The 22,768-nt window shown below is 71.4% G+C and carries 19 protein-coding genes and 2 tRNA genes; 4 read left to right on the top strand and 17 right to left on the bottom strand.

Going from position 1 to position 22,768, the window contains the following annotated elements; all coding sequences use genetic code 11:
* Nucleotides 1-252: 252 nt before the first annotated feature.
* Nucleotides 253-831: a TetR/AcrR family transcriptional regulator gene (locus tag ACZ39I_RS01560; RefSeq protein WP_467241646.1), complete on the bottom strand. Its 579-nt coding sequence runs from the start codon at nt 829-831 to the stop codon at nt 253-255.
* Between the two features lie 92 nt (nt 832-923).
* On the opposite strand from ACZ39I_RS01560, the gene ACZ39I_RS01555 reads away from it, so the two are divergent.
* On the top strand, nt 924-1,373 hold the full coding sequence (locus ACZ39I_RS01555; protein ID WP_467241644.1) for an anthrone oxygenase family protein: 450 nt from the start codon (nt 924-926) through the stop codon (nt 1,371-1,373).
* Nucleotides 1,374-1,577: 204 nt separating this feature from the next.
* Here ACZ39I_RS01555 and holA read toward each other — a convergent pair whose 3' ends face one another.
* From holA to leuS, 8 genes are all read right to left on the bottom strand, one after another.
* On the bottom strand, nt 1,578-2,567 hold the full coding sequence (gene holA, locus ACZ39I_RS01550; RefSeq protein ID WP_467241642.1) for a DNA polymerase III subunit delta: 990 nt from the start codon (nt 2,565-2,567) through the stop codon (nt 1,578-1,580).
* A gap of 325 nt (nt 2,568-2,892) precedes the next feature.
* On the bottom strand, nt 2,893-3,138 hold the full coding sequence (locus tag ACZ39I_RS01545) for a hypothetical protein (RefSeq protein ID WP_352383862.1): 246 nt from the start codon (nt 3,136-3,138) through the stop codon (nt 2,893-2,895).
* A 38-nt stretch (nt 3,139-3,176) separates the two neighbouring features.
* Nucleotides 3,177-4,043: an arylamine N-acetyltransferase family protein gene (locus ACZ39I_RS01540; protein ID WP_467241640.1), complete on the bottom strand. Its 867-nt coding sequence runs from the start codon at nt 4,041-4,043 to the stop codon at nt 3,177-3,179.
* The gene (locus ACZ39I_RS01535) at nt 4,024-6,723 is read right to left on the bottom strand and encodes a ComEC/Rec2 family competence protein (RefSeq protein ID WP_467241638.1); all 2,700 of its coding nucleotides are present in this window, start codon (nt 6,721-6,723) and stop codon (nt 4,024-4,026) included. Before ACZ39I_RS01535 ends, ACZ39I_RS01540 begins: the two co-directional genes overlap by 20 nt.
* Nucleotides 6,720-7,748 carry a ComEA family DNA-binding protein gene (locus tag ACZ39I_RS01530; RefSeq protein ID WP_467243289.1) on the bottom strand — a complete coding sequence of 343 codons (1,029 nt, stop codon included), beginning with the start codon at nt 7,746-7,748 and terminating at the stop codon, nt 6,720-6,722. Before ACZ39I_RS01530 ends, ACZ39I_RS01535 begins: the two co-directional genes overlap by 4 nt.
* 485 nt (nt 7,749-8,233) lie before the next feature.
* The gene (locus ACZ39I_RS01525) at nt 8,234-9,079 is read right to left on the bottom strand and encodes a DegV family protein (RefSeq protein ID WP_467241636.1); all 846 of its coding nucleotides are present in this window, start codon (nt 9,077-9,079) and stop codon (nt 8,234-8,236) included.
* A gap of 72 nt (nt 9,080-9,151) precedes the next feature.
* The gene (locus ACZ39I_RS01520; protein ID WP_467241634.1) at nt 9,152-9,886 is read right to left on the bottom strand and encodes a hypothetical protein; all 735 of its coding nucleotides are present in this window, start codon (nt 9,884-9,886) and stop codon (nt 9,152-9,154) included.
* Between the two features lie 116 nt (nt 9,887-10,002).
* Nucleotides 10,003-12,879 carry a leucine--tRNA ligase gene (leuS, locus tag ACZ39I_RS01515; RefSeq protein WP_467241632.1) on the bottom strand — a complete coding sequence of 959 codons (2,877 nt, stop codon included), beginning with the start codon at nt 12,877-12,879 and terminating at the stop codon, nt 10,003-10,005.
* A 445-nt stretch (nt 12,880-13,324) separates the two neighbouring features.
* On the opposite strand from leuS, the gene ACZ39I_RS01510 reads away from it, so the two are divergent.
* Both ACZ39I_RS01510 and ACZ39I_RS01505 read left to right on the top strand, forming a co-directional pair.
* Entirely contained in the window at nt 13,325-14,659 is a 1,335-nt protein-coding gene (locus tag ACZ39I_RS01510; protein WP_467241630.1) for a cytochrome b/b6 domain-containing protein, read from the top strand.
* Nucleotides 14,656-16,269 (top strand): NADH-ubiquinone oxidoreductase-F iron-sulfur binding region domain-containing protein, encoded by a 1,614-nt coding sequence (locus tag ACZ39I_RS01505; protein ID WP_467241629.1) that lies wholly within the window; start codon nt 14,656-14,658, stop codon nt 16,267-16,269. The genes ACZ39I_RS01510 and ACZ39I_RS01505 overlap by 4 nt, the downstream gene beginning before the upstream one ends.
* 118 nt (nt 16,270-16,387) lie before the next feature.
* On the opposite strand, the gene ACZ39I_RS01500 is transcribed toward ACZ39I_RS01505, so the two are convergent.
* From ACZ39I_RS01500 to ACZ39I_RS01485, 4 genes are all read right to left on the bottom strand, one after another.
* Nucleotides 16,388-16,460 (bottom strand) — tRNA-Ala (locus ACZ39I_RS01500).
* Nucleotides 16,461-16,559: 99 nt separating this feature from the next.
* Entirely contained in the window at nt 16,560-16,793 is a 234-nt protein-coding gene (locus ACZ39I_RS01495) for a hypothetical protein (RefSeq protein ID WP_003976229.1), read from the bottom strand.
* Nucleotides 16,794-16,796: 3 nt separating this feature from the next.
* The gene (locus ACZ39I_RS01490; protein ID WP_352383877.1) at nt 16,797-16,970 is read right to left on the bottom strand and encodes a hypothetical protein; all 174 of its coding nucleotides are present in this window, start codon (nt 16,968-16,970) and stop codon (nt 16,797-16,799) included.
* Between the two features lie 69 nt (nt 16,971-17,039).
* Nucleotides 17,040-18,518: an MFS transporter gene (locus ACZ39I_RS01485; RefSeq protein ID WP_467241627.1), complete on the bottom strand. Its 1,479-nt coding sequence runs from the start codon at nt 18,516-18,518 to the stop codon at nt 17,040-17,042.
* 120 nt (nt 18,519-18,638) lie between these two features.
* On the opposite strand from ACZ39I_RS01485, the gene ACZ39I_RS01480 reads away from it, so the two are divergent.
* Nucleotides 18,639-19,517, top strand: a complete 879-nt coding sequence (locus ACZ39I_RS01480; protein ID WP_467241625.1) for a helix-turn-helix transcriptional regulator — start codon at nt 18,639-18,641, stop codon at nt 19,515-19,517.
* Nucleotides 19,518-19,574: 57 nt separating this feature from the next.
* Here the strand turns inward: ACZ39I_RS01480 and ACZ39I_RS01475 are convergent.
* From ACZ39I_RS01475 to ACZ39I_RS01460, 4 genes are all read right to left on the bottom strand, one after another.
* Nucleotides 19,575-19,647, bottom strand: a tRNA-Ala gene (locus ACZ39I_RS01475).
* A gap of 81 nt (nt 19,648-19,728) precedes the next feature.
* A complete protein-coding gene (locus tag ACZ39I_RS01470; RefSeq protein ID WP_403651968.1) occupies nt 19,729-20,388 on the bottom strand; it encodes a histidine phosphatase family protein in 660 nt (219 codons plus the stop codon).
* Nucleotides 20,385-20,828, bottom strand: a complete 444-nt coding sequence (rsfS, locus tag ACZ39I_RS01465; RefSeq protein WP_467241623.1) for a ribosome silencing factor — start codon at nt 20,826-20,828, stop codon at nt 20,385-20,387. Before rsfS ends, ACZ39I_RS01470 begins: the two co-directional genes overlap by 4 nt.
* Before the next feature lie 113 nt (nt 20,829-20,941).
* A complete protein-coding gene (locus ACZ39I_RS01460) occupies nt 20,942-22,765 on the bottom strand; it encodes a LytR C-terminal domain-containing protein (protein WP_467241622.1) in 1,824 nt (607 codons plus the stop codon).
* Between the last annotated feature and the right edge of the window lie 3 nt (nt 22,766-22,768).

Raw genomic sequence — 22,768 nt, 5'->3', positions numbered from 1 at the left:
GGGCGCAGGGGGTGCGCTGCCTGACCCGGTGAACGCCCCACATGGCGGTGCCGAGCGCAGCCGCACCGCGCGGGCCGGGGCCGTACACCGTCAGAGCATCGCATCGCGGCCTCCGGACGAGCGCCCCGTCCGGGTGGCGGGACCAGGTGATCCACGGCTGCGCTGGGCAGGCGCGATTGGCTGGAGGCTTTGGCGCAGGCAGGCGGCAACCGGGCCCGAGAGCCCCGGCTACGGGCCCGTCGGGGCGGTGTGTCAGAGGATGGCGAGCCGGTCCACCAGGAGTTCCACCCTCGGCTCGGCGTCCTCTGGCATAAGACGGCCCGCGCGGGTCAGGGTCGCTAGGCCGTGCAGGGCCGCCCAGAACAGCTCGGTGAAGAGCCCCGGCTGGACGCCGTCAGCGGCGACCTCGCCGAGCGTCTCCAGTAGGGCGGCGAACGCGTCCTTCAAAGGCTCGGGGGTGTCCTCCTGCGCGTACGCCAGGCCGCCGTCGAGCTGGAACAGGGCGTCGTAGACCGCCGGGTTGCGCGCGGCGAAGTCGAGGTAGGCGCGGGCCAGGGCGACGACCCGGGCGCGGGGGCGGTCCGCGGCGGAGGTCGCGGCCCGTACCGCCGTCGCCAGTTCGGCGGCCCCCTGAAGGGCGACGGCGCCGATGATCTCGCGCTTGCCCCGGAAGTGGCTGTAGAGAACGGGCTGGCTGTATTCGATGCGCTCGGCGAGCCGGCGGGTGGTGACTGCGTCCCAGCCCTGCTGCTCGGCGAGTTCGCGGGCTGTCGCCACGATGAGGCGCTCGCGCTCCGCCCGTTCGCGCTGCTTGCGTTCCTGTACCGACATGAAGCGAATCCTAGCACCGCTAGACAATCGAGCGGCAGCAGCACTAGCGTTGCCTCGCCTGCTAGCAACGCTAGCCAACGGGAGGGATCGTCATGCTCAACGCACTCGAGGTCGTCACCACTGTCGTCGTCGGCCTGATGGTGGGGGTGGAGTTCTCCGTCGCCTTCATCATGAACCGGATCCTGGACGCTCTCCCCGAGGACAGCGGCCAGCTCGGCCACGCCCACGGCGGCCGGATGCTCGGCGCCCTGATGCCGTTCTGGTACATCGGCTCGCTCGTCCTCAGCGCGATCTGGGCCATCGCCGGATGGCACCACCACGGTGCGGGACTCGTCGTCACCGCCGCCGGGCTGCTGATCGTCAGCGTGGTCATGTCGATACTGCTGCTCGTCCCGATCAACAACCGGAACAAGACCTGGACCCCCGAGAACCGGCCCGCCGACTGGAAAGAGCAGCTGCACCACTGGGAGCGCTGGCACTACGTCCGCGTCGCCGTCATCATCGCCGCCTTCGCCCTGCTCGTCTCCGCCCTCGTCCGATAGGTCCGGGGGGAGCGCGAGAGGGCTTCGGATTCCCGACTCGGAGCCACACCCCTCGAACAGCCGCGTCCGCGGGGCCTGATCAGGCCCCGCACGACTCCGTCAGACCAGCAAGGTCGGCCCGTCGGCCACGACACCGGCCTCTACAAGCGAGGAACACCGGCCTCTAGAAGCCGAGGAACACCGTCGAACGGCAAGGCCGCCCGACTAGCCCCGCCCCCGGGAGCGGGCCGCCCGCGCAATCGCCACCACGGCCTTCTCCAAGGCGTACTCGGGGTCGTCCCCCCCGCCCTTCACCCCGGCGTCCGCCTCGGCCACGGCCCGCAGCGCGACAGAGACACCATCCGGCGTCCACCCCCGCATCTGCTGCCGCACCCGATCGATCTTCCACGGCGGCATCCCCAGCTCCCGCGCGAGATCAGCGGGCCGTCCGCCCCGAGCCGACGACAGCTTCCCGATCGCCCGCACGCCCTGCGCCAGCGCACTGGTGATCAGGACCGGCGCGACCCCGGTGGACAAGGACCACCGCAACGCCTCCAACGCCTCCGCGGCCCGCCCCTCCACGGCCCTGTCGGCGACGGTGAAGCTGGAAGCCTCGGCCCGCCCGGTGTAGTACCGCCCCACGACGGCCTCGTCGATCGTCCCCTCGACATCGGCGACCAGCTGGGTCACGGCGGACGCCAACTCCCGCAGATCGCTCCCGATCGCATCGACCAGCGCCTGACACGCCTCGGGCGTGGCGGACCGCCCGGTCGCCCGGAACTCCTGTCGCACAAAGGCCAGCCGGTCCGCGGGCTTGGTCATCTTCGGGCAGGCGACCTCTCGTGCCCCCGCCTTCCGCGCGGCATCGAGCAGCGCCTTGCCCTTGGCTCCCCCCGCGTGCAGCAGCACCAGGGTGATCTCCTCGGCGGGCGCCCCGAGATACGCCTTCACGTCCTTGACGGTGTCGGCGGACAGATCCTGCGCATTGCGCACGACCACGACCTTGCGCTCCGCGAACAACGACGGACTGGTCAACTCGGCGAGCGTCCCCGGCTGCAACTGGTCAGGAGTCAGATCCCGCACATCCGTATCCGCATCAGCGGCCCGGGCAGCGGTGACCACCTCCCGCACAGCCCGGTCGAGCAGCAGCTCCTCCTGCCCCACAGCAAGGGTCACGGAGGTGAGAGGGTCGTCATGAGCAGTCTTCTTGGCCATCGCGTACAGCATCGCACGGGGCACTGACAGCGTCGTGGCTGCGAGCGCCGACGAGGCTGCTCGCGCAGTCCCCGCGCCCTGGGGTGAGCGCCCTCACGCCGCCCGGCAACGCCGTCCGCGCAGCCAAACCGGCCGTCTTCGTCCATTCGCCCTCGGCGGCCGTTCACAGGGAAGCTCGTCTATGGCCCGACCCGAGAGATCGTCCCGCTGCGAAGATGCGGCCCCGACATCGCGGACGAGTGAAGCCGACCTCTCGCCGCTCCTTACGCCCCCACCCGCCGTGAACGCAGCACTCAGCCCACCTCAAGCCCCCCGAGCCCGGGCCTCAGGGCTCCTCCCGCCACCCGTCCCACTCCCCCACGAACTCCTCCAGCTCCCCGGGATCCAACCGCCCCGCCGCATCCCGCAGCACCACGAGCCACTGCGCGTCCTCCGCATCGTCCTCCCCCGCCAACGCGTCCCGAACGACCTGCGGCTCCTCATCCACCCCGAACCGTTCCGAGAGAGCCTGGACGACCTCCTCCGCGGCATCCCGATCAGGCAGCACCAGCACATGTCTCACATCGCTCACGGGACCATTCTCCAGGCCGGCCCCAGTGCCCGGGCCGCTCATCCCCGCGGCCCGCCCGGACCCTCCGGCTCGCGAACGGTCGGCACCCGGCCGAGCTCGATACCGAACCTCTCCCGGTACACCCCCAGCACCTCCTCGTCCGTCTCCAACTCCCGTTCCTCCCGCGCCCCGTCGGCGGCCGTCACCTTGAAGACCCGCCCGCTGAGCGTGATCCGCCCGCCGTTTTCCGTGACCCTCGAACACACCAGGGACTGGGTGAAGTGCGAGGCCGGCGAGGTGCTGTGCCACCAGGCCCCGGCCGCGAAGTCACCGAGCACCCGGGGCCGCACCTCCAGCCGGTACTGACTCCTGCCGTCCATGACGACATCCAGGTCCGCGGCGTCACCCCCTCCCTTCTTCACCGCGCCGTCCCCGCCGCGGACCCCCGCCGCGTCGGGCCCCGCCTCGACGATCCGGAAGGTGCCCCCGGGATCCTCCTGCTCACCCCGCACCCCGAACGCCAGCGGATAGTGACTGTGCGCCCCGAACCCCACATCGGCCAGCCACTCGCCCCCGTCCACCGTCCGTACCCGCAGCGCGAGATGGTCGTACGGGATCCCGAGCCGCCCCTCCTCCCCGTACACCCGGCCCGCGAGCAGCGTGACGTCGAAGCCGAGCGCGGCCAGCAATGCCCCGAACGCCCCGTTCAGCTCGTAACAGAACCCTCCCCTCCGGGCACCGACCACCTTCTCCACCAGCCGCTCCTCCTCCAGCACGATCTCCTCGCCGAGGTGGACCGACAGGTTCTCGAAGGGCACGGTCTGCAGATGGCGCAGATGCAGCTCGCGCAGGACCTCCACGGTGGGCCACGCCGGGTGCTGGACTCCCAGGCGGCGGAGGTATGCGTCAACCTGTGTCGGATTCATGCCCCCAGTCTCGCGCCACCCACAGTCCCCCACCGCCCGCGCCACCACCGGTGCGGCCGCCAGGTCCACCACCACCGTTTCCGCCGCCCGTCCCCGCGACCGCCAGCGACCCGTCCCGGTCCGTCCGCAGCACCACCGCGCCCCCGGCCCGCAGCGCGGCGACCGTGGCGGGAGCCGGGTGGCCGTACGTGTTGTCGGCGCCGACGGAGATGAGCGCGACCCGCGGGGCGGCCCGGCGTATCAGCTCCGGGTCCTGGTAGGCCGAACCATGGTGGGCGACCTTGAGGACGTCCACCCCGGCCAGCCGCGCACCCGCAGGCGATCTCAACAGCTCCTGCTGGGCCGGGGGTTCGAGGTCTCCGAGCAGGAGGAAGCGCAGCCCGGCCGACCGTACGAGCATCGTGACGCTGGCGTCGTTGGGGCCGTCCTCCGCGGCCGCCGCCGGATCCGCCGGCGGCCACAGCACCTCCCAGGCCAGGGCTCCCGTGCGCCGTTCCTCCCCGGCTGCCGCACGCGTCACCGGAATCCGCCGGGCCGCCGCTTCCCGGTGAACGGACTCGGCCTGGTCCACCGGCTCCTCCAGCCCGGTCGTCTCGATCGCCCCCACCGACCGCCCCCGCAGCACCCCGGCCAGCCCTGCCACATGGTCGGCGTGGAAGTGGGTCAGGACCACGAGCGGCACCTTGGTGATGCCGAGTGTGCGCAGACAGCCGTCGACGAGTGCCGGATCGGGGCCGGCGTCCACGACCACGCCCGTCCCCTCCCCTGCCGCGAGCACCGTCGCGTCGCCCTGGCCCACGTCGCACATCGCGAACCGCCAGCCCGGTGGCGGCCACCCCGTGATCACCCGGGTCAGCGGCGGCGGCTGCACGACCGCGAGGACGAACACCATCGCGCAGACGGCACACCACCAGGGATGTCGCAGCAACCGCCGCCCGACGAGCAGCAGGAGCCCGGTGACGAGGGCGAGCAGCCCCGCCCCCGCCCAGCTGCCCGGCCAGTCCACTCCCCCGCCCGGCAACGACGCCCCGGTCCGGGCGACGTCCGCGATCCACCCGGCGGGCCAACTCGCGCACCAGGCAAGCGACTTGGCCACCGGCATCGCCAGCGGTGCCGTCGCCAGCGCCGCGAAGCCCAGCACCGTGGCCGGGGCGACCGCGAACTCCACGAGCAGATTGCACGGCACCGCCACCAGGCTCACCCGTGCCGACAGCACGGCGACCACCGGCGCGCACAGGGCCTGCGCGGCGGCCGCGGCTGCCAACCCCTCCGCCAGCCGCGGCGGCACCCGGCGTCGGCGCAACGCCAGGCTCCAGCGAGGCGCGAGCGTGAGCAGCGCGCCGGTGGCCAGCACGGAGAGCAGGAAGCCGTAACTGCGGGCCAGCCACGGGTCGTACAGCACCAGCAGCAGTACGGCCGTCGCCAGCGCCGGGATCAGTGAGCGGCGGCGTCCGGTCGCGAGGGCGAGCAAGGCGACGGCCCCGCAGGCCGCGGCCCGCAGCACGCTCGGGTCCGGCCGGCACACCACGACGAATCCGAGTGTGAGTCCGCCGCCGAGCAGCGCGGTCGTCCGCAGTGACACCCCGAGGCGGGGCGCCAGTCCCCGTCGCTCGACGAGTTGGGCGAGGCCGGGCGGCCCGATGAGCAGGGCGAGCAGGATCGTGAGGTTGCTGCCGGAGACGGCGAGCGTGTGCGCGAGGTCGGTCTCCTTGAATGCCTCGTCCAGCTCGGGTGTGATCCGCGCCGTGTCCCCGACGACCAGCCCCGGCAGCAGGGCCCGGGCATCCGCCGGCAACCCGTCGGTGGCTTCCCGCAGCCCCGCCCGCAACCGCCCCGCGAACCGCTGCGTCCCCGACGCCTCCCTGACGACCTCGGGCCCTCCCCGGTCCCGGACCCGTAGTACGGCCGCGACTCGGTCGCCCTCCACCAACGGCGGCGCGGCACGCGCGGTGACCCGCACCCGCGTGGACGGCAACAACCCGAGCCAGGGCGATCGAGCGGGACCTTCCACGGCCGGCGCCGGGCCGGGCGCCGGGCCGGGCGTCACCCCACCGCTCCCAGGGCGACCGGTGGTGATCACCTCCGTGCCCGAGCCGGCTCCCGCACGCGCGTCGACGATCAACAGCACCGGCGCCCGTGTCGCCACCACCCTCCCGTCCTCCGTCTCCACCCGCCGGACGTCGGCACCGATGACGACAGCGGTCGGGGCCGCGTGGTCCCCGGTGATCCGGGGTCGCGTCAGCCGGGGGTCGGAGGTCACCTGGACCTCGGCGGTCACGGTGGCGTACTGCCGTGCCAGCGCGGGCACCGGTCCCCGCCGCAGATCGGCCCCGTGCAGCCCGGCGGACACGGCGGCCGCCGCGACACAGAGGAGCACAGCGGCGACCGGCACCCGGCCGCCCCCACCGAGACCCCGCGTTCCGCGCCATCGTCCCGACAACAGCACGCAGGCCAGGACCAGACAGCCGGCCACCACCCCCGCGATCCACCCCGGCCACGCGCCCAGGGTCACGGCGGCCGTGGCCCAGGCCGCGAGCGCCGCGGGTACCAGCCGCAGATCCGTGGGCCCTTCCTGCCGCGGGTGAGCATCCCCGAGCCGCTTCCCCGAGGCGGCGTGCACGGTGGCCCGCGCACGCGCCTCGTCCTCCTGCCTCCGCCGCACCTCCGAGCCGTACCTCATGGCCGTACGAGATTCCGCAGATCGGCGAAGCGGCGGTCGCCGATGCCGTTGACCTCACGCAGTTCGTTCACCGAGCGGAAGCCGCCGTGCTGGGTGCGGTAGTCGACGATGTGCTGGGCGAGAACGGGGCCGACGCCGGGCAGGGTGTCGAGCTGGTCCAGGGTGGCCGTGTTCAAGGAGACGGGAGCGGCCGCCGCACCGGCCGGCACCCCGGCGACGGGACCTCCCATGCCGGGCGCGGGCGCGGGAGCTGGTGCGGCCGGGCCGCCGACGACCACCTGCTCGCCGTCCACGAGGAACCGCGCGCGGTTGAGCGTGTCGGTCCTCGTGCCCGGCCGCACGCCACCGGCCGCCTTCAACGCGTCGGCGACCCTCGAACCGGCCGGCAGCCGCTGGATTCCGGGCTCCCGGACCTTTCCACTGACGTCCACGACGATCTCGGCCCCGGCCGGTCCCGCCGCGTTCGAAGTCCCGCCCGAGAGGGCCGGCTCAGCCCCCTCTCGCCGTCCACCGGCGCCGGACTGCCCGAACGGAGCCGCCGCGCGCACCACTTCGGGCGCCTGGACGGACTGTGTCCGACCCGTCCAGAAGTGCTGCAGGGCGAACACCGCGGCCACGACGAGCAGTACCGAGAGCGCGACCACGTTCCGCCGCTCCAACCCGCACCGCGTCTGCAGCCACACGGGCATCCGCTCCCGCAGAGCCGACCCGGCCCGCTCCCGCCAGTCCCCGCCGCCGGAATCTGTACCTCGCCAAGCGCCACGCCTGCCATCGGCGTCTCGCCAAGCCTCCTCCCGAGGATCACCGCCCCGCAGGACCTCGTCCACAGAACCGCGATCCCGCAGAGCCCCCTCCGCAGCACCACTGTCCCGCAGGGCCGTCCCGGCAGAACGGCCGTCCCGCAGGAACCCCTCAGCGGAATCGACGTCAGGCCAGAGCCTCTCCGCGGAACCGGGATCAGGCCGGACCCTCTCAGCAGGACCGCCGTCCCACCGCGCCCCCTCCGCGAAACCACCGTCCCGCACAGCCCTTTCGGCACCACCCGCTCCCCACCGGGCCTCCTCCACGAACCCGACCGCACCGCCTGCCGAACCGGCCTCGGCACCATCGACGGCACCGGCAGCTTCCAGGCGCTCCCGACCGCCCGCCGCCATCTCGCCGTCCACACCCGGCGGCGGCCCCTTCCCCAAGTCCCCCCGCTCCCGCGCCCGTTCGGCGAAGAGCACCTCCGCCCGTCGCTGGAGTTCCTCCGCCGAATCGGCATGCCGAGGCCGGACCCGGCCCCGGGTGAGCGGCGGTCGGCGGTGCCGTGAGCGTCCGTCGGAATGGGGGCCGCGGCCCGGCCCGCTGGTCGGCGCCGCTGTGCGTGAGCGTGATCGAAGTGCCATGCGCCGAGGATCGGACAGGTCCGCGACCTCGCGATGATCTTGGTCAATTCCCGGGGATTACCCACCGGTTGTGGAAAACTCCGCCACCCTCACGAGTGATTCCGGCACCTCGGGCGGTTCCGTCACCGGGGCGAGACCACGACTCCCAGCAGCCCGGGCCCCGTGTGCGCCCCGATCACCGCCCCGACCTCGCTCACATGCAGGTCGGCAAGTCCGGTCACCCGCGCCCGAAGACGGTCCGCGAGGGCCGACGCCCGGTCGGGGGCGGACAGATGATGGACCGCGATGTCGACCGGCGCGCTGCCGGCCCGTTCGGCCGCGATCTCCTCCAGGCGGGCGATGGCCTTGGACGCCGTCCGCACCTTCTCCAGCGGCTCGATCCGACCGCCGACGAGCTTCAGCAGCGGTTTGACGGCGAGCGCGGAACCGAGGAGGGCCTGCGCGGCCCCGATCCGGCCGCCACGGCGCAGATAGTCGAGGGTGTCGACGTAGAAGTAGGCGGACGTGCCCGCGGCCCGCTTCTCCGCGGCGGTGACCGCCTCGTCCACCGTGCCGCCCGTCTCCGCGGTCTCGGCGGCGGCGAGCGCGCAGAACCCGAGAGCCATGGCGATCATGCCGGTGTCGACCACGCGCACCGGCACCGGTGACTCACGCGCTGCCATGACGGCGGCGTCGTAGGTACCGGAGAGTTCGGCGGACAGATGCAACGACACGATGCCGGTCGCGCCGGACTCGGCGACCTTGCGGTAGTGCTCCGCGAAGGTCTGGGGGCTGGGTCGCGAGGTGGTGACGGGGCGTCGCTTCTGGAGTGCCTGGGCCAGCGACCGGGCCGTGATCTCGGTGCCCTCCTCCAGCGCGCGGTCACCGAGGACGACGGTCAGGGGTACCGCTGTGATGCCGTGCCGCTCCATCGTCCCCTGCGGCAGGTAGGCCGTTGAATCCGTGACGATCGCGACATGGCGGGACATGAGCTGGAGGTTACCTGCCGTAGCGTCCGGGTGGCAGCCCGGCCCCTGTCACCCGGGGCCGCCGTGTCGGGATCAAGTCGTGCTCTCAGGACGGGGTTTCTTCTGCCAGGGATAGGTGGGTCGAGGGCCCGGCGGAGTGATCGCGGGCCGCGTCGGCTCCTCGGCGGTGCGGGAGCGGGGCGTCTCGGGCCAGGTCTGCTGCCCGGGGCCGGCGTCGGCGGCGGGAGCCTCGGGCCACGGGGGCGGTGTCGCGGCGGACTCGGTCTTCGTCCAGTGCCGCAGGGCGCCGGACTCGACGTCGATCTGCGCGCTCAGTGTGTCCAGGTCGTCGCCGGCGAAGCGGTGGGCGCGGTCGCGTGCCGCCCAACGCAGGGAGTCCGCCGACTGTGTGATGCGCTCGGTGCGCTCCCGCAGGCCCGGCAGGCGCTCGGCGAGCGTCGCCCGGTCGGGCTCGGACTCCAGGCGCTTGAGTTCGCCGTCCAGTTCGTGGCCGTGGGCACTGAGCCGCTGGAAGAGGCCGAGGGACTCCTTGAGGGATGCGTCCTCGGCCACGCCCGCGTGCAGCGCGTCCTGGGTGGCCCTCATCGAGGTGCGCAACTTCAGCCGCAGCTGGGCCAGTTCGCCCGCCGGACCGAGCTGGGCGAAGGACTTGGCGCGCAGGGTGTGGTCCTCGACCGTGCGCCGGGCCTGGGTGATGGTGCGGTCCACACCGCGCTTGGCGGCCCCGACCACCTTCACCGTCGCGTAGGCGCCGAGGGCCACGAAGAGCACGAAAAGCAGGGCCACGATCGCGATCACTGCTTCCACGAAACTCCTCCTTTGCCCCGACACGGCATTCGCCGCTCTTCAAAGGTAAACGCGACGGGCAGGTCCGGAGTTCCGGAAGAACCCCGAACCTGCCCGCACGCGACCCTTAGGGGGCCTTACGCCGGAACGATGTTCACCAGCTTCGGCGCCCGCACGATCACCTTGCGGATGCCCGCCCCTTCCAGCGCCGCCACGACCTTCTCGTCGGCCAGCGCGACCTTCTCCAGCTCGTCGTCCGAGATGGCCGGCGAGACCTCCAGGCGAGCCTTGACCTTGCCCTTGACCTGGACCACGCAGGTCACGGTCTCGTCCACGACGTACTGCGGGTCGGCGACCGGGAAGTCCTGGTGGACGACCGATTCGCTGTGGCCCAGCTTGCGCCACAGCTCCTCGGCGATGTGCGGGGCCAGCGGCGTGATCAGCAGCACCAGCGCCTCGGCGACCGGTCGCGCGACCGGGCCGCCCGTCTTGGTCAGGTGGTTGTTCAGCTCCGTGACCTTGGCGATGGCGGTGTTGAAGCGCAGGCCCTCCAGGTCGTGGCGCACCCCGTCGATCGCCTTGTGCAGGGCGCGCAGCGTGGCCTCGTCGGGCTCGGCGTCGACGACGGTCACCTCGCCGGTGGCCTCGTCGACGATGTTGCGCCACAGCCTCTGCAGCAGGCGGTACTGGCCGACCACCGCGCGCGTGTCCCACGGGCGCGAGACGTCCAGCGGGCCCATCGCCATCTCGTACAGGCGCAGGGTGTCGGCGCCGTACTCCTCGCAGATCGCCTCCGGGGTGACGGCGTTCTTCAGGGACTTGCCCATCTTGCCCAGCTCGCGCTTGACCTGCTCGCCCGCGTGGAAGAACTGGCCGTCGCGCTCCTCGACCTCGGTGGCCGGCACCGGGAAGCCCCGGCTGTCGCGGTAGACGAAGGCCTGGATCATGCCCTGGTTGTACAGCTTGTGGAACGGCTCGGGCGACGAGATGTGCCCCAGGTCGAACAGGACCTTGGACCAGAAGCGCGCGTACAGCAGGTGCAGCACGGCGTGCTCGGCGCCGCCGACGTACAGGTCGACACCGCCGTGCGGCTGTCCCGCGCGCGGGCCCATCCAGTACTGCTCGATCTCGGGGTCGACCAGCTGCTCGCTGTTGTGCGGGTCCAGGTAACGCAGCTCGTACCAGCAGGAACCGGCCCAGTTGGGCATGGTGTTGGTCTCGCGACGGTACGGGCGGGGTCCGCGTCCGTCGCCCAGGTCCAGGGTGACGTCGACCCAGTCCTGGTTGCGGGACAGCGGGGTCTCCGGGGAGGTGTCCGCGTCGTCCGGGTCGAAGGTGCGCGGCGAGTAGTCCTCGACCTCGGGCAGCTCCAGCGGCAGCATCGACTCGGGCAGCGAGTGGGCGATGCCCTCCTCGTCGTAGACGATCGGGAAGGGCTCGCCCCAGTAGCGCTGGCGGCTGAACAGCCAGTCGCGCAGCCGGAAGTTGACGGTGCCCTCGCCGATGCCCTTGCGCTGCAGCCACTCGGTGATGCGCGCCTTGGCCTCGGTCACGCCCAGGCCGTCCAGGGAGACGTCCTCGCCGTGCGAGTTGACGATCCTGGCGTCGTACGAGGCGAAGGCGTCGTCCCACGTCGAGGTGTCCGTGCTCCGGCCGTCGCTCGGCTCGACCACGCAGCGGATCGGCAGCTCGAAGGCGCGCGCGAAGGCGAAGTCACGCGTGTCGTGCGCCGGTACGGCCATGATCGCGCCGGTGCCGTAGCCCATCAGGACGTAGTCGGCGATGAAGACGGGGATCTGCTCGCCGTTGACCGGGTTGGTCGCGTACACGCCGGTGAAGACGCCGGTCTTGTCCTTGGCCTCGGCCTGCCGCTCCACGTCCGACTTGGAGGCGGCCTGCGCGCGGTAGGCGGCGACCGCCTCGGCGGGGGTGGCGTGTCCGCCGGTCCACACGTCGTGCGTGCCCTCGGGCCATTCCTGCGGTGTGAACTTGTCGACCAGCGGGTGTTCGGGGGCCAGCACCATGTAGGTCGCGCCGAACAGCGTGTCCTGGCGCGTGGTGAAGACGGTGATCGCCTCTCCGTCGACGGGGAAGTCGACGCGGGCGCCCTCGGAGCGGCCGATCCAGTTGCGCTGCTGCAGCTTGATGGCCTCGGGCCAGTCCAGCTCGTTCAGGTCGTCCAGCAGACGGTCGGCGTACGCGGTGATCCGCATGTTCCACTGGCGCAGCTTGGCCTTGAAGACCGGGAAGTTGCCGCGCTCGGAGCGGCCGTCGGCGGTGACCTCCTCGTTGGCCAGCACCGTGCCCAGGCCCGGGCACCAGTTGACGGGCGCGTCGGAGGCGTACGCCAGGCGGTACTCGCCCAGGACGTCGGCACGCTCGGCCGCGGACAGGGCGTCCCAGGAACGGCCACCGGGGACCGCGCGCTCACCGGACTCGAAGGCGGCGACCAGCTCGGAGATCGGGCGGGCCTTGTTCGCCTCGTCGTCGTACCAGGAGTTGAAGATCTGCAGGAAGATCCACTGGGTCCACTTGTAGTAGTCCGGGTCGATCGTGGCGAACGACCGGCGCTTGTCGTGGCCCAGGCCCAGCCGGCGCAGCTGGGACTTCATGTTGTTGATGGCGGCCTCGGTGGTGACCCGGGGGTGCTCGCCGGTCTGTACGGCGTGCTGCTCGGCGGGCAGGCCGAAGGCGTCGAAGCCCAGGGTGTGCAGGACGTTGTGGCCGGTCATCCGCTGGAAGCGGGCGAAGACGTCGGTGGCGATGTAGCCCAGCGGGTGGCCGACGTGCAGGCCGGCACCGGAGGGATACGGGAACATGTCCATGATGTACTTCTTGGGTCGCGCGACCACCTCGGGGTCGCCCGCCAGGTCACCCTTGGGGTTCGGCGCCGCGTAGGTGCCGTCGGCGTCCCAGAAGTCCTGCCAGCGTGCCTCGATCTCGGCCGCGACGGCGGCCGTGTAGCGGTGCGGCGCGGCCACCTCGGCGGGGGCAGCGGGGTTCGTCTCGCTCATGGTCCTCAAAGCTCCATCGATCGTCTCTGCCAGCGGCTGTGTCGTCCGGAAACGAAAAATCCCCTCGCACAGGAGGGGACGCCGCGCCGATTCCGACCACGTCTTCACCGGTGGTCGGGACTGATCAGCGCGGCTCACTAAGCAGAAGGCGTACGGCACGCATGGCGTCAGAGTACCGCAGCCGTTGAGCAAGCCGCGACGAGCTTACGTATGCCTCTTTGGCACCGGGTGCCGCACTCGCCGCCGCAGTCGAGAGCATCGTCCGATCCGACAGGAACTGAACCAAGGTCAATGATTACTTCGCGTAACAGCTACTAAGGGGCATCGCACCAGCCCCACGGCCGTTTGATAACAACGCAATAACTCAAACGCCGTACCCATCGGTATGGCGCCACTTAGAGTGCGGCAGCGGGACCGCCTTCCCGAACCGCTCGGAGTTGCCCCCATGAACCCTCGTAGTAGCAACAACACGCTCCCCAGGACCGGCCGGTCGGCCTATGGGGTGGCGACGGCCGTCTTTCTGCTGACCATTCCTCTGGTCGTGGTGTACGGAGGTGTCTGGCTCCAGGACTTCCTCAACTTCGGGGCGGGCGTGGTGACGCTTGTTCTCCTCACCTGTTCCGTGATCTGGGGGCTGGTCGCACAGGACCGATTGGTCCTCAACACCCGGCAGCGGATCATCGCCCAGGGTGTGCACCGGATCACCGCCGTCGGCTCGATCGCCTTCCTTCTGCTGCACGTCGGGATCAAACTCACCCTTGAGCACACGACGTGGATCGCCGCGTTCATCCCGTTCGGGCTGGGCTTCAGCAGCAGCGGCGGCCTCATAGGTCTCGGCACCCTGGCCGGCCAGCTCATGATCTTCGTCGGCATCACCGGCGCCCTGCGCAACCGGTTCGCGTCCCCGGCTCCGGTCGCGGCCCGCTGGCGGGCGATGCACATGCTGGCCTACCCGGCCTGGTGCGCCGGCCTGATCCACGGCCTGTACGCGGGCCGCGCGGTGAAGGCCCCGATCTTCACCTACATGTACGCGCTCTGCGTGCTCGGCGTCATCGCGGCCCTCGCCCTGCGCGCGGCTCCGCGCCCGTTCAAGCGCAAGGTCACCGACCGGGTCGCCATGCTCCTCGGTGCCGAGGAGCGTCCGGGCCGCGAGGAGCTGGAGGCCAGCCGGGCCAGGAGGGCCGCGGAGAGCGCCGGACCGGGCCGCGAGGGCCGCCGCAGGGCACCGGAGTCCGCCGGCCGGCGCTCGGAGTCCTCCCTGCCCGGCTACGAGGGCCTGACGCAGACCGGCTCCATACCCGCCTACCAGGCCCCGCCGGCCCCGGAACCGGCGGGCAGCGGGTTCGCCGCCGCCTACCGCGCCATGTCACCGGGCGCACAGCAGCCCTTCGACACCGGCCAGACCGCGCGCATGGACCTGCCGATGGACATGCAGGCCGCCACCGACCCCATCGCGCGCGTGGACGGCGGCGGCAGCACCTCCGGCAGCTGGCCGATCCCGTCCCCGCCGCCGGTCGGCGAGGCACCCGCCTCGGTCTACGACCCACTCCAGGACACGGGGTACAACATCCCGACCTATGGCGGTAATTCGGGCACGGCCAGCTATCTCACAGGTGATGTACGCGACACAGGTGAGACGAACACCCTGTACGGCACGTACAACCCGAATGACACGTACAACACCGGTCCCGCCGCTGAACCAACGCCCGGTCAGTCGTACGACTTCGACTCACCGGGGCCGGGCGAACCTTGGAACACGCCTTCCGGAGGCTATAGGTGAACGAGGCCCTGCCCGACGTACCAGAAGTCCGCGTGGTCGGGCTTCCCCAGCTCACGTCGGGCTTCGACCTTGTCGAACGACTTGACCTGCCCATGCACCTGAAGGTGCATGGGCCGCTCGAACCCATGGGCGGCGAGCAACTCGCGAAGCTCTCCGAAGCCATCAACCTGAAGGGGCGCGGCGGCGCCGGCTTCCCCTTCCACAAGAAGCTGCGCTCGGTCGCCGAAGCGGCGATCAAGCGCGGTGTGCGGCCGGTCGTCGTCGTCAACGGCAGCGAGGACGAACCGGCCTGCCGCAAGGACACGGTCCTCATCAACCGGGCCCCGCACCTCATCCTGGACGGCGCCCTCCTGGCCGCCGAGGCCCTGGGCGCCCGCACCCTCGTGATCGGGGTCACGCGGGAGTCCACGCAGCGCTCCATGGAGGCCGCCCTCGCTGAGCGCGGCCTCAGCAACGGCCGCAGATCGGTGCTACGCGCACGCGTGCAGCGCAATCCCGTCCGTATGGTCACCGGAGCGGCGGCATCACTGATCCGCTCCATCGACGGCGGCCCGGCCATCCCGCCCGGCCGCAAGGTCAGCGCCTCGCAGAACGGCGTCGGCGGCGCACCCACGCTCCTGTCCAACGCCGAGACCTTCGCGCAGCTGGCGATCGCCGCGCGCATCGGTCCGGAGCGCTACGGCAACACCGGGCTGTACGACGAGCCGGGCACCGTCCTGCTCACGGTCTCCGGCGCCGTCGCGCGCCCCATGGTGATCGAGGTCCCAACCGGCGTACCCCTGCGCTACGTCCTGCAGTTGGCCGGCGCCCCGCCGGTCCCGCAGGGTGTGCTGACGGGCGGCTACCACGGCAAGTGGATCGACGCGGCCACGGTCAACGAGGCGATCGTCTCCCGCAACTCCCTGGACGCCGTGGGCGGCGCGCTCGGCGCCGGCGCGATCCTGCCGATCACTCAGGAGACCTGCCCGCTGGGCGAGTCGCTGCGGGTGGCGCAGTGGCTGGCCGAGGAGAGCGCGGGCCAGTGCGGCCCCTGCTACCTCGGTCTGCCGGCGGCCGCGCGCGGCATGGAGGACATCCTCAACGGCGGCGGTCCCGCCGCCCTGGAGGCGCTCAAGCAGGTCGCCAAGAACGTGAAGCGGCGTGGCGCGTGCTCGCACCCGGACGGCTCCGCGATGTTCCTGGAGTCGACCATCAAGGCGTTCACGGACGACCTGGCCGCCCATGTCCTCGGCAATGGCTGCGGACGGCCCGTGGAGGGCGTTCTGCCGCTCTTCGAGGGCGGCAGGATGGCGACCGGCATCTCAAGCGGCGGCGAGGCCGAGGAGACCGGCCCCAGCCGTCAGAAGATCTACGTCGACTGGACGCTGTGCCGGGGGCACGGCCTGTGCGCCGACATCCTCCCCGAGGTCTTCGAACTGGGCGCCGACGGTTTCCCGACCGTCGCCCAGGCTCAGGTACCGCGCTACGCCGAGGCCAAGGCTCTACGCGCGGTGCGTCGCTGTCCGGCGCTCGCCCTGCGCCTGGAGGACGAGAGCCCGCGCGACAAGGGCCCCACCCGCAACCTGCCGGTGCTGTCCCAGGGTCGCGGGAGGCGTGCGCTGGGCCGCTGAGCCGACGTCACGAAGGGGGCCGCCCGGATTCCGGGCGGCCCCCTTCGTCGTATGCGGACAACTCCCCCTGGAAACGCAGCAATCCCGCCGGATCAAATGATCTGGCGGGATCTTTGTGTGGAGCTAAGGAGATTTGAACTCCTGACCCCCTGCATGCCATGCAGGTGCTCTACCAACTGAGCTATAGCCCCGTGCTGCGCTCCGCCCGGCTTCCCTGGCGGCGACGCCAACATTACACGGTCCACCGGGGGGAACACCAAATCGTTTCCCTGCGGGCAGCAGGGACGACGTCAAGCGGTCACGAACGAGTAGAACCGCTTCAGCGTGCAGTGTTCTTCGAGGAGACGGCCGTAGATCGGCTCACCCTCGAGTTCGCGGTACGTCTCGATGGGGTCGCCTTTTATGATCAGCGCCCGCGCGCACTCCTCGCACCAGTACTGGTAGTCGGGATTGACCGGCTCCATGTCCCGTACGATCGGCGTCCCGCTGCCGCACCAGTCGCACTTTCGCCTGTGTGCACCCATCGTTCAGCTCCAGCTGTGGCCGCAGGCCGTGCACACGTAGGAGATTCCGCCGTTGTCGCCGAGTACTTGGGCCACGTGGACAGAACCGCAGGAAGGGCAGATGAGGCGGACCGTCGTGTCCTTTGTCGACGCCGCTTCGCGGAGGTGGCCGCCCTCCACGAGGATGCTCGCAGGCATCACTACTCCCTCCCGTCGGGCCGCGCCCCCTTCCGGCCGTTTGATTCTGCCACGGCCGGACCAATACGGTCAGCGACGCCTGAGTACCAGTCCGGACACGGCGCCCACCGCGGCGGTCCCGGCCAGCGCGAACATGCACGCCCACAGCGCCTCCGCAGAGGTATACGCCTCGGAGGGGCCGAGTGACTCAAGCCGGTTCAAGAACAGTGTGCCGAACCCCGCGACGCCGATCAGCTGGCCGAGTTGGGTGACCGTGGCGAGCAGGCCGCTGGCGTCCGCCGCGTGCCGGGGCTCCACCGTGGCCAGGGCCCCGGTGAGCGTGGGGCTGAAGGCGAGCGCGAGTCCGACGCCCACGCCGGCGTACGCGGCGTACAGCGCGACACCGCCGTCGCCGCCGCCCTTCAGCGCCAGGCCCACGCCCAGCGCGGACAGGGCGGTGATCAGGAACCCGGCGGGCGTCAGCAGCCGCTGCCAGGACGCGGGCCAGTGGCGCCAGGTCAGTCCGACGATGCCGAAGACCGCCGCGGTCGGCGCGAAGGAGAGTCCTGCCCGCAGCGGGCTGTAGCCGAGGTTGCCCTGCACGTACAGGGTGAGCACGAAGAGGAAGCCGCCGTTGACGGCCATGACCGCCATGATCCGGAAGACGGCGAGCCCCATGCCGGGGTGGCGCAGCACGCTCGGCGTGATCAGCGGGGCTCCGCCGCGCCCGGCCAGCCGGGACTCGTAGCCGCAGAAGACGGCGAACAGGATCGCGGCGGCGGCCAGGGAGAGCCAGGACCACAGCGGCCAGTCCTCCTCCTGCCCGAGCACCAGCGGCACCGTGCACAGCGACACGGCCGCGCCGAGCAGCACCAGGCCGGGCAGGTCGAGGCCGTGCGCCCGGTCCCGGGGTGTCGGACGGTCCCCGAGCAGCAGGACACGCGCGCCTGCGACCAGCAGGACGAGGCCGACGGGGACGTTCACGAGGAACACCGGCCGCCAGCTCGTGCCGAACAGGTCGGCGCTGACCAGGACTCCGCCGACGACCTGGCCGGCGGCGGCGCCGACCGCGAGGACCGCCGAGTACGCGCCGAGCGCCTTCATCCGGGCCTCGCCGGTGAAGTTGCGCTGGATCAGGCTGAGCACCTGCGGGATCATCACCGCTGATCCGGCGCCCTGCACCAGCCGGAAGACGATCAGCTCGGTGGCGCCCTGGGCGAGACCGCAGGCGAGCGAGGCCGTCGTGAAAAGGGCGAGCCCGGCGAGGTGGACCCGGCCGTGGCCGAACCGCTCGCCCAGCCGGGCGCCGGTGATCAGCAGCACGGAGTACGTGATGGCGTATCCGGCGACGACCAGCTGGAGTTGGGCGCCCGAGGCGTGCAGTTCCGTGCCGATCGTGGGGGCCGCGACGTTCACGATGAACACGTCGAGCAGCGCCATGAACTGGGCGGCGAGGACGAGCGCGAGCAGCGGCCGGGGCCGGGGCCGGTTGTCAGTGGCGGGTGCTTCACTTCTGGCAGGTGGGGAAACGGACGCGGGATTCGGTCCCGTCCGGGGCGTTGTCGTCATGCCGCTGAGCATGAGGACATCCCGGTACAGGTGCCGAGAGCCCGCCGATGCTGGTACTGCCAGCACCTGGCAAGCGCCGGGTGCGGCACCGAGGATGGTCGTGACGAGGGGGACGTGACGATGAGGACGACACAGCGACGACGGCCCGAGCTGGCCTCGTTCCTGCGCAGCAGGCGGGCCCGGGTGACCCCGGCGGACGTGGGCATGCCGCCGGGTCTCAGGCGCCGCACCCCGGGACTGCGCCGCGAGGAGGTCGCCCAGCTCTCCGGTGTGGGTGTGACCTGGTACACGTGGCTGGAGCAGGGCCGGCCGATCAACGCGTCCGCGCAGGTCCTGGACGCCGTGGCCCGTACGCTGCGGCTCGACCCGCCGGAGCGGGAGCATCTGTACCGCCTGGCGCAGGTGCCGTTCGCCCCGGACCCGCAGGGTCTGACGCGGTCGACGGGCCCGGAGGTGCAGGGCATCATCGACGCCCTCGACCCGCTCCCGGCGGTCGTCTACAACTCGCGCTACGACATCCTGGCCACGAACACGGGCTACCGCGACCTGTTCCTGATACCGGAGATCATCGGCCTCGGGAGGGCGAACGCGCTGTGGACACTGTTCACGGTGTCCGACGAGGCCTGCCCCCTGCTGCACCGGGAGCGCGAGCTGCCGGTGATGGTGGCGACGCTGCGGTCCTCGTACGGCAGACATGTGGGCGAGCCGGCCTGGGAGGAGTTCATTCGCGGACTGTCGGCGGCCAGCCCGTACTTCGCCGAACTCTGGGCGAGCGGCCAGGTGGTGCCGCCGGGGCCCCGGGTGAAGACCTTCCGCCACCGGGCCGTGGGCGAACTGCGGATGACCTCCCAGTCGCTGTCGATCGACGGGATGCCCGAGTGTCGGATCGTGGTCTACACACCGGAGGACGAGGAGACACGGGAGAAAGCGGCTCGACTGCGAAAGCACACGGAACAGGAGCACACAGCACAGGAGCACACAGAAAATCCCGCCTCCTGACGGAGACGGGACCCTGATGATCACCGATCTTTGACAACTCAACAGAGTGTCGACCTGTGGAGCTAAGGAGAATTGAACTCCTGACCTCCTGCATGCCATGCAGGCGCTCTACCAACTGAGCTATAGCCCCTTGTGTTCTTCCCGCTCGGCGGGCGAACAAGAAGAACTTTAGCCTGCGACCTGCCGGAAAGTGAAATCCGGTCCGGAGCCCTCAGTCGTCGTCGCCGAGCACCGGCTCGGGGAGGGTTCCGGCGTTGTGCTCCAGGAGGCGCCAGCCTCGGGCGCCCTGGCCGAGAACGGACCAGCAGCAGTTGGAGAGGCCGCCGAGGCTCTCCCAGTGCCGGGAGTCCAGGCCGAGCAGCCGGCCGATGGTGGTCCGGATCGTGCCGCCGTGGCTGACCACGACGAGGGTGCCGTCCTCGGGGAGCTTCTCGGCGTGCCGGAGTACGACGGGGGCGGCGCGGTCGGCCACCTCGGTCTCCAGTTCACCGCCACCGCGACGCACCGGCTCACCGCGCTTCCACGCGGCGTACTCCTCGCCGTGCCGGGCGATGATCTCCTCGTGCGTCAGCCCCTGCCAGACGCCCGCGTAGGTCTCCCGCAGGCCCTCGTCGTGGGTCACGTCCAGGCCGGTGAGCGCGGCGAGCTCGGCGGCGGTGTTCGCGGCCCGCTGGAGGTCGGAGGCGACGATCGCGTCGGGCTCGAGGGAGGCCAGCAGCCGGGCGGCACGGCGGGCCTGGCCGACACCGATCTCGGTGAGCTCGACGTCGGTGGTGCCCTGGAAGCGACGCTCCACGTTCCAGGAGGTCTGGCCGTGCCGCCACAGGATGACGCGACGGCCCCGGCCCTTGCGGTCGGCGGGAGCGGTCACCGCGGCTCCCCGTACTCGGCGTCGTCCTCCTCGGTCCGGAGCGCGGCGTGCTCCTGCGCCTTGCCGCGGGTCGCCTTGGCGTCGGCGGGCAGCTCCAGCTCGGGGCAGTCCTTCCACAGCCGCTCCAGGGCGTAGAAGACCCGCTCCTCGCTGTGCTGGACATGGACGACGATGTCCACGTAGTCGAGCAGGACCCAGCGGGCCTCGCGGTCGCCCTCGCGGCGCACCGGCTTGGCGCCGAGCTCCTTCGAGAGCCGCTCCTCGATCTCGTCGACGATGGACTTGACCTGGCGGTCGTTGGGTGCGGACGCCAACAGGAAGGCGTCGGTGATCGAGAGGACGTCGCTGACGTCGTACGCGATCACGTCATGGGCGAGCTTGTCGGCGGCCGCCTGCGCGGCGGTGTGGACGAGCTCGATGGAACGGTCAGTGGCGGTCACTACAAGGCTTTCGGTCGGCGGTCACTTGACACCAAGGGTCTCACGGACCGCCGACGGCACCCCACGCGATGGCGGAGATCACGCGGGGTGCCGCTGCGGGCCCTGAGCCGGGCCTAGGACGAGGAGTCGGGTTTGTAGTCCTGGCCGAGGATCACGGAGACGTTCGCGCTCGAGGAGATCGTGCCCTTGCCGACGGCGCTGGTGGGCAGGCCCAGGGTCTTGGCGACCTCGGTGGCGTTCGCCTTGTCGGCGGCGTCGGCGTAGACGACCTTGGAGGTGGCCCGGGCCGAGGAGGGTGTGCCGCCGTCGATGAAGGTGAAGCCGCCGTTGAGGAGGACGACGCGGGCCTTCTCCGTGTTGTCCCTGGTGCCGGTGGCGTTCTGGACCGAGACGCTCACGGCCGCGTCCTTGTCGGGGCTCTTCGCCTTGCCGCCGAGGACGTCCTTGACGACGCTCGCACTGGCCTCCGCACTCAGGGTGCCGTCCTGCTGGACGGGCAGCAGCGCGGTCCTGTAGTCGCCGCTCTTGGCGAGGTCCGCGAGCTTGGCGAGGAAGGTGCCGAGGTCCTTGTCCGTCAGCGACGGGTCGAGAATCTGGGCCAGCGTCTGCACGGTGGTGGTCGCGGCCGTCGGGTCGGAGGACAGCTTGCGCAGGACGCCCTGCAGGACCTGGCCGAACCGCTCCAGCTGGGCGTTCTGGGCCTCGCCGGAGGCACGGTAGGTGGCGTAGGCGACGGCCATCTTGCCGCTGAGGGTCTGGTCCTTCCCCTTGCTCACCAGGGGCGCCTGGCCCTTCTTCCCGGCGTCCGGGTCGGGTACGGCGGCGTTGGTGTCGACGTCGATGTTCCCGACGAGGTCGACCAGGTTCTGCAGATAGGGGGTGTCCAGGCGCCAGGTGCCCTCGATGTCGGTGCCGAGGACGGTGTCGAGGGAGTCGACGGTCCCGGAGGAGCCGTCGTCGTCGACGGACTTGGCGAGGGTCGTCGTGGAGCCGTCGTCGCCCGTCAGGTTGAGGGAGTTGGGGATCAGGACGGTGGTGCCCTGCTTGGTGGTGGTGTTGTCGACGAGCAGCGCCGTGGAGGTGCCGCCCTTCGTGGTGTTGTGCAGATGGACGACGATCACGTCGCGGTTCTGGGCGCTCGCCGCGATCGTGGTGCCCTTCTTGCTCTCCGTGTCCGACAGTCCTGGCAGCTTCCCGGCGTACCAGAGGTAGCCGACTCCGCCCACCGCGACCAGGGCGAGGACGACGACCAGGGCGACGAGCCGGCTGCGGGCGCGACGCTTGGCCTCCTCGCGGCGCTCGGTGCGGTTCTCGGTGAAGTTGAGCCAGTCGATGACGTCCTCGGAGTCGGTGTCGGGCTCCTCGACGAACGCGAACTGCGCGGTGTGGTACTGCCGTTCGTCCCCGTCGGCGGGCTCCGCACCGGCACGGACCCGCCCCTGATCGGCCGGTGCTCCCGCGGTGTGACCCTGGCCGGCCTGCGTCCGTCCGGCGTACCCCTGGCCCGCCTGTGTCCCCTCGGCCGGTCCGCCCTGGTGCGGGATGTAGGCGGTCTGCTCGGCGACGCGGGGCTGCCGGCCGTTCGCGGCGGCCCGGCCGTAGGGGTCGTACGCCGTCGCCGGACCGCCGCCCTGGCCGCCCCCGTCGGCGTAGGGGTCGTAGGGCGGCACGGGCGCCTGCTGACCGGTGTCCGCCGCGTAGGGGTCGTAGGGCGGGACGGGGTTCTGGGTGCCCGTGTCGTACGGCGTGGCCTGCTGTCCGCCGGTGGCGTACGGGTCGTAGCCGTAGCCCTGCTGGGCGTAGGGGTCGTACTGCTGCTGCGGGGCCTGTTGCGGCGGGACCTGCTGGTACACCGGTCGGCCGTAGTCGTCGTAGCCGACGAGCTGGTACTGGTTCTCCTGGTCGTCGCCGTAGCCCGCGTCGTATCGGTCGTTCACCGG

Source organism: Streptomyces sp. NPDC024687, assembly GCF_055559055.1.
The sequence above is the reverse complement of the archived record's forward strand: the minus strand, read 5'-3'. Positions and strand labels throughout refer to the sequence as shown.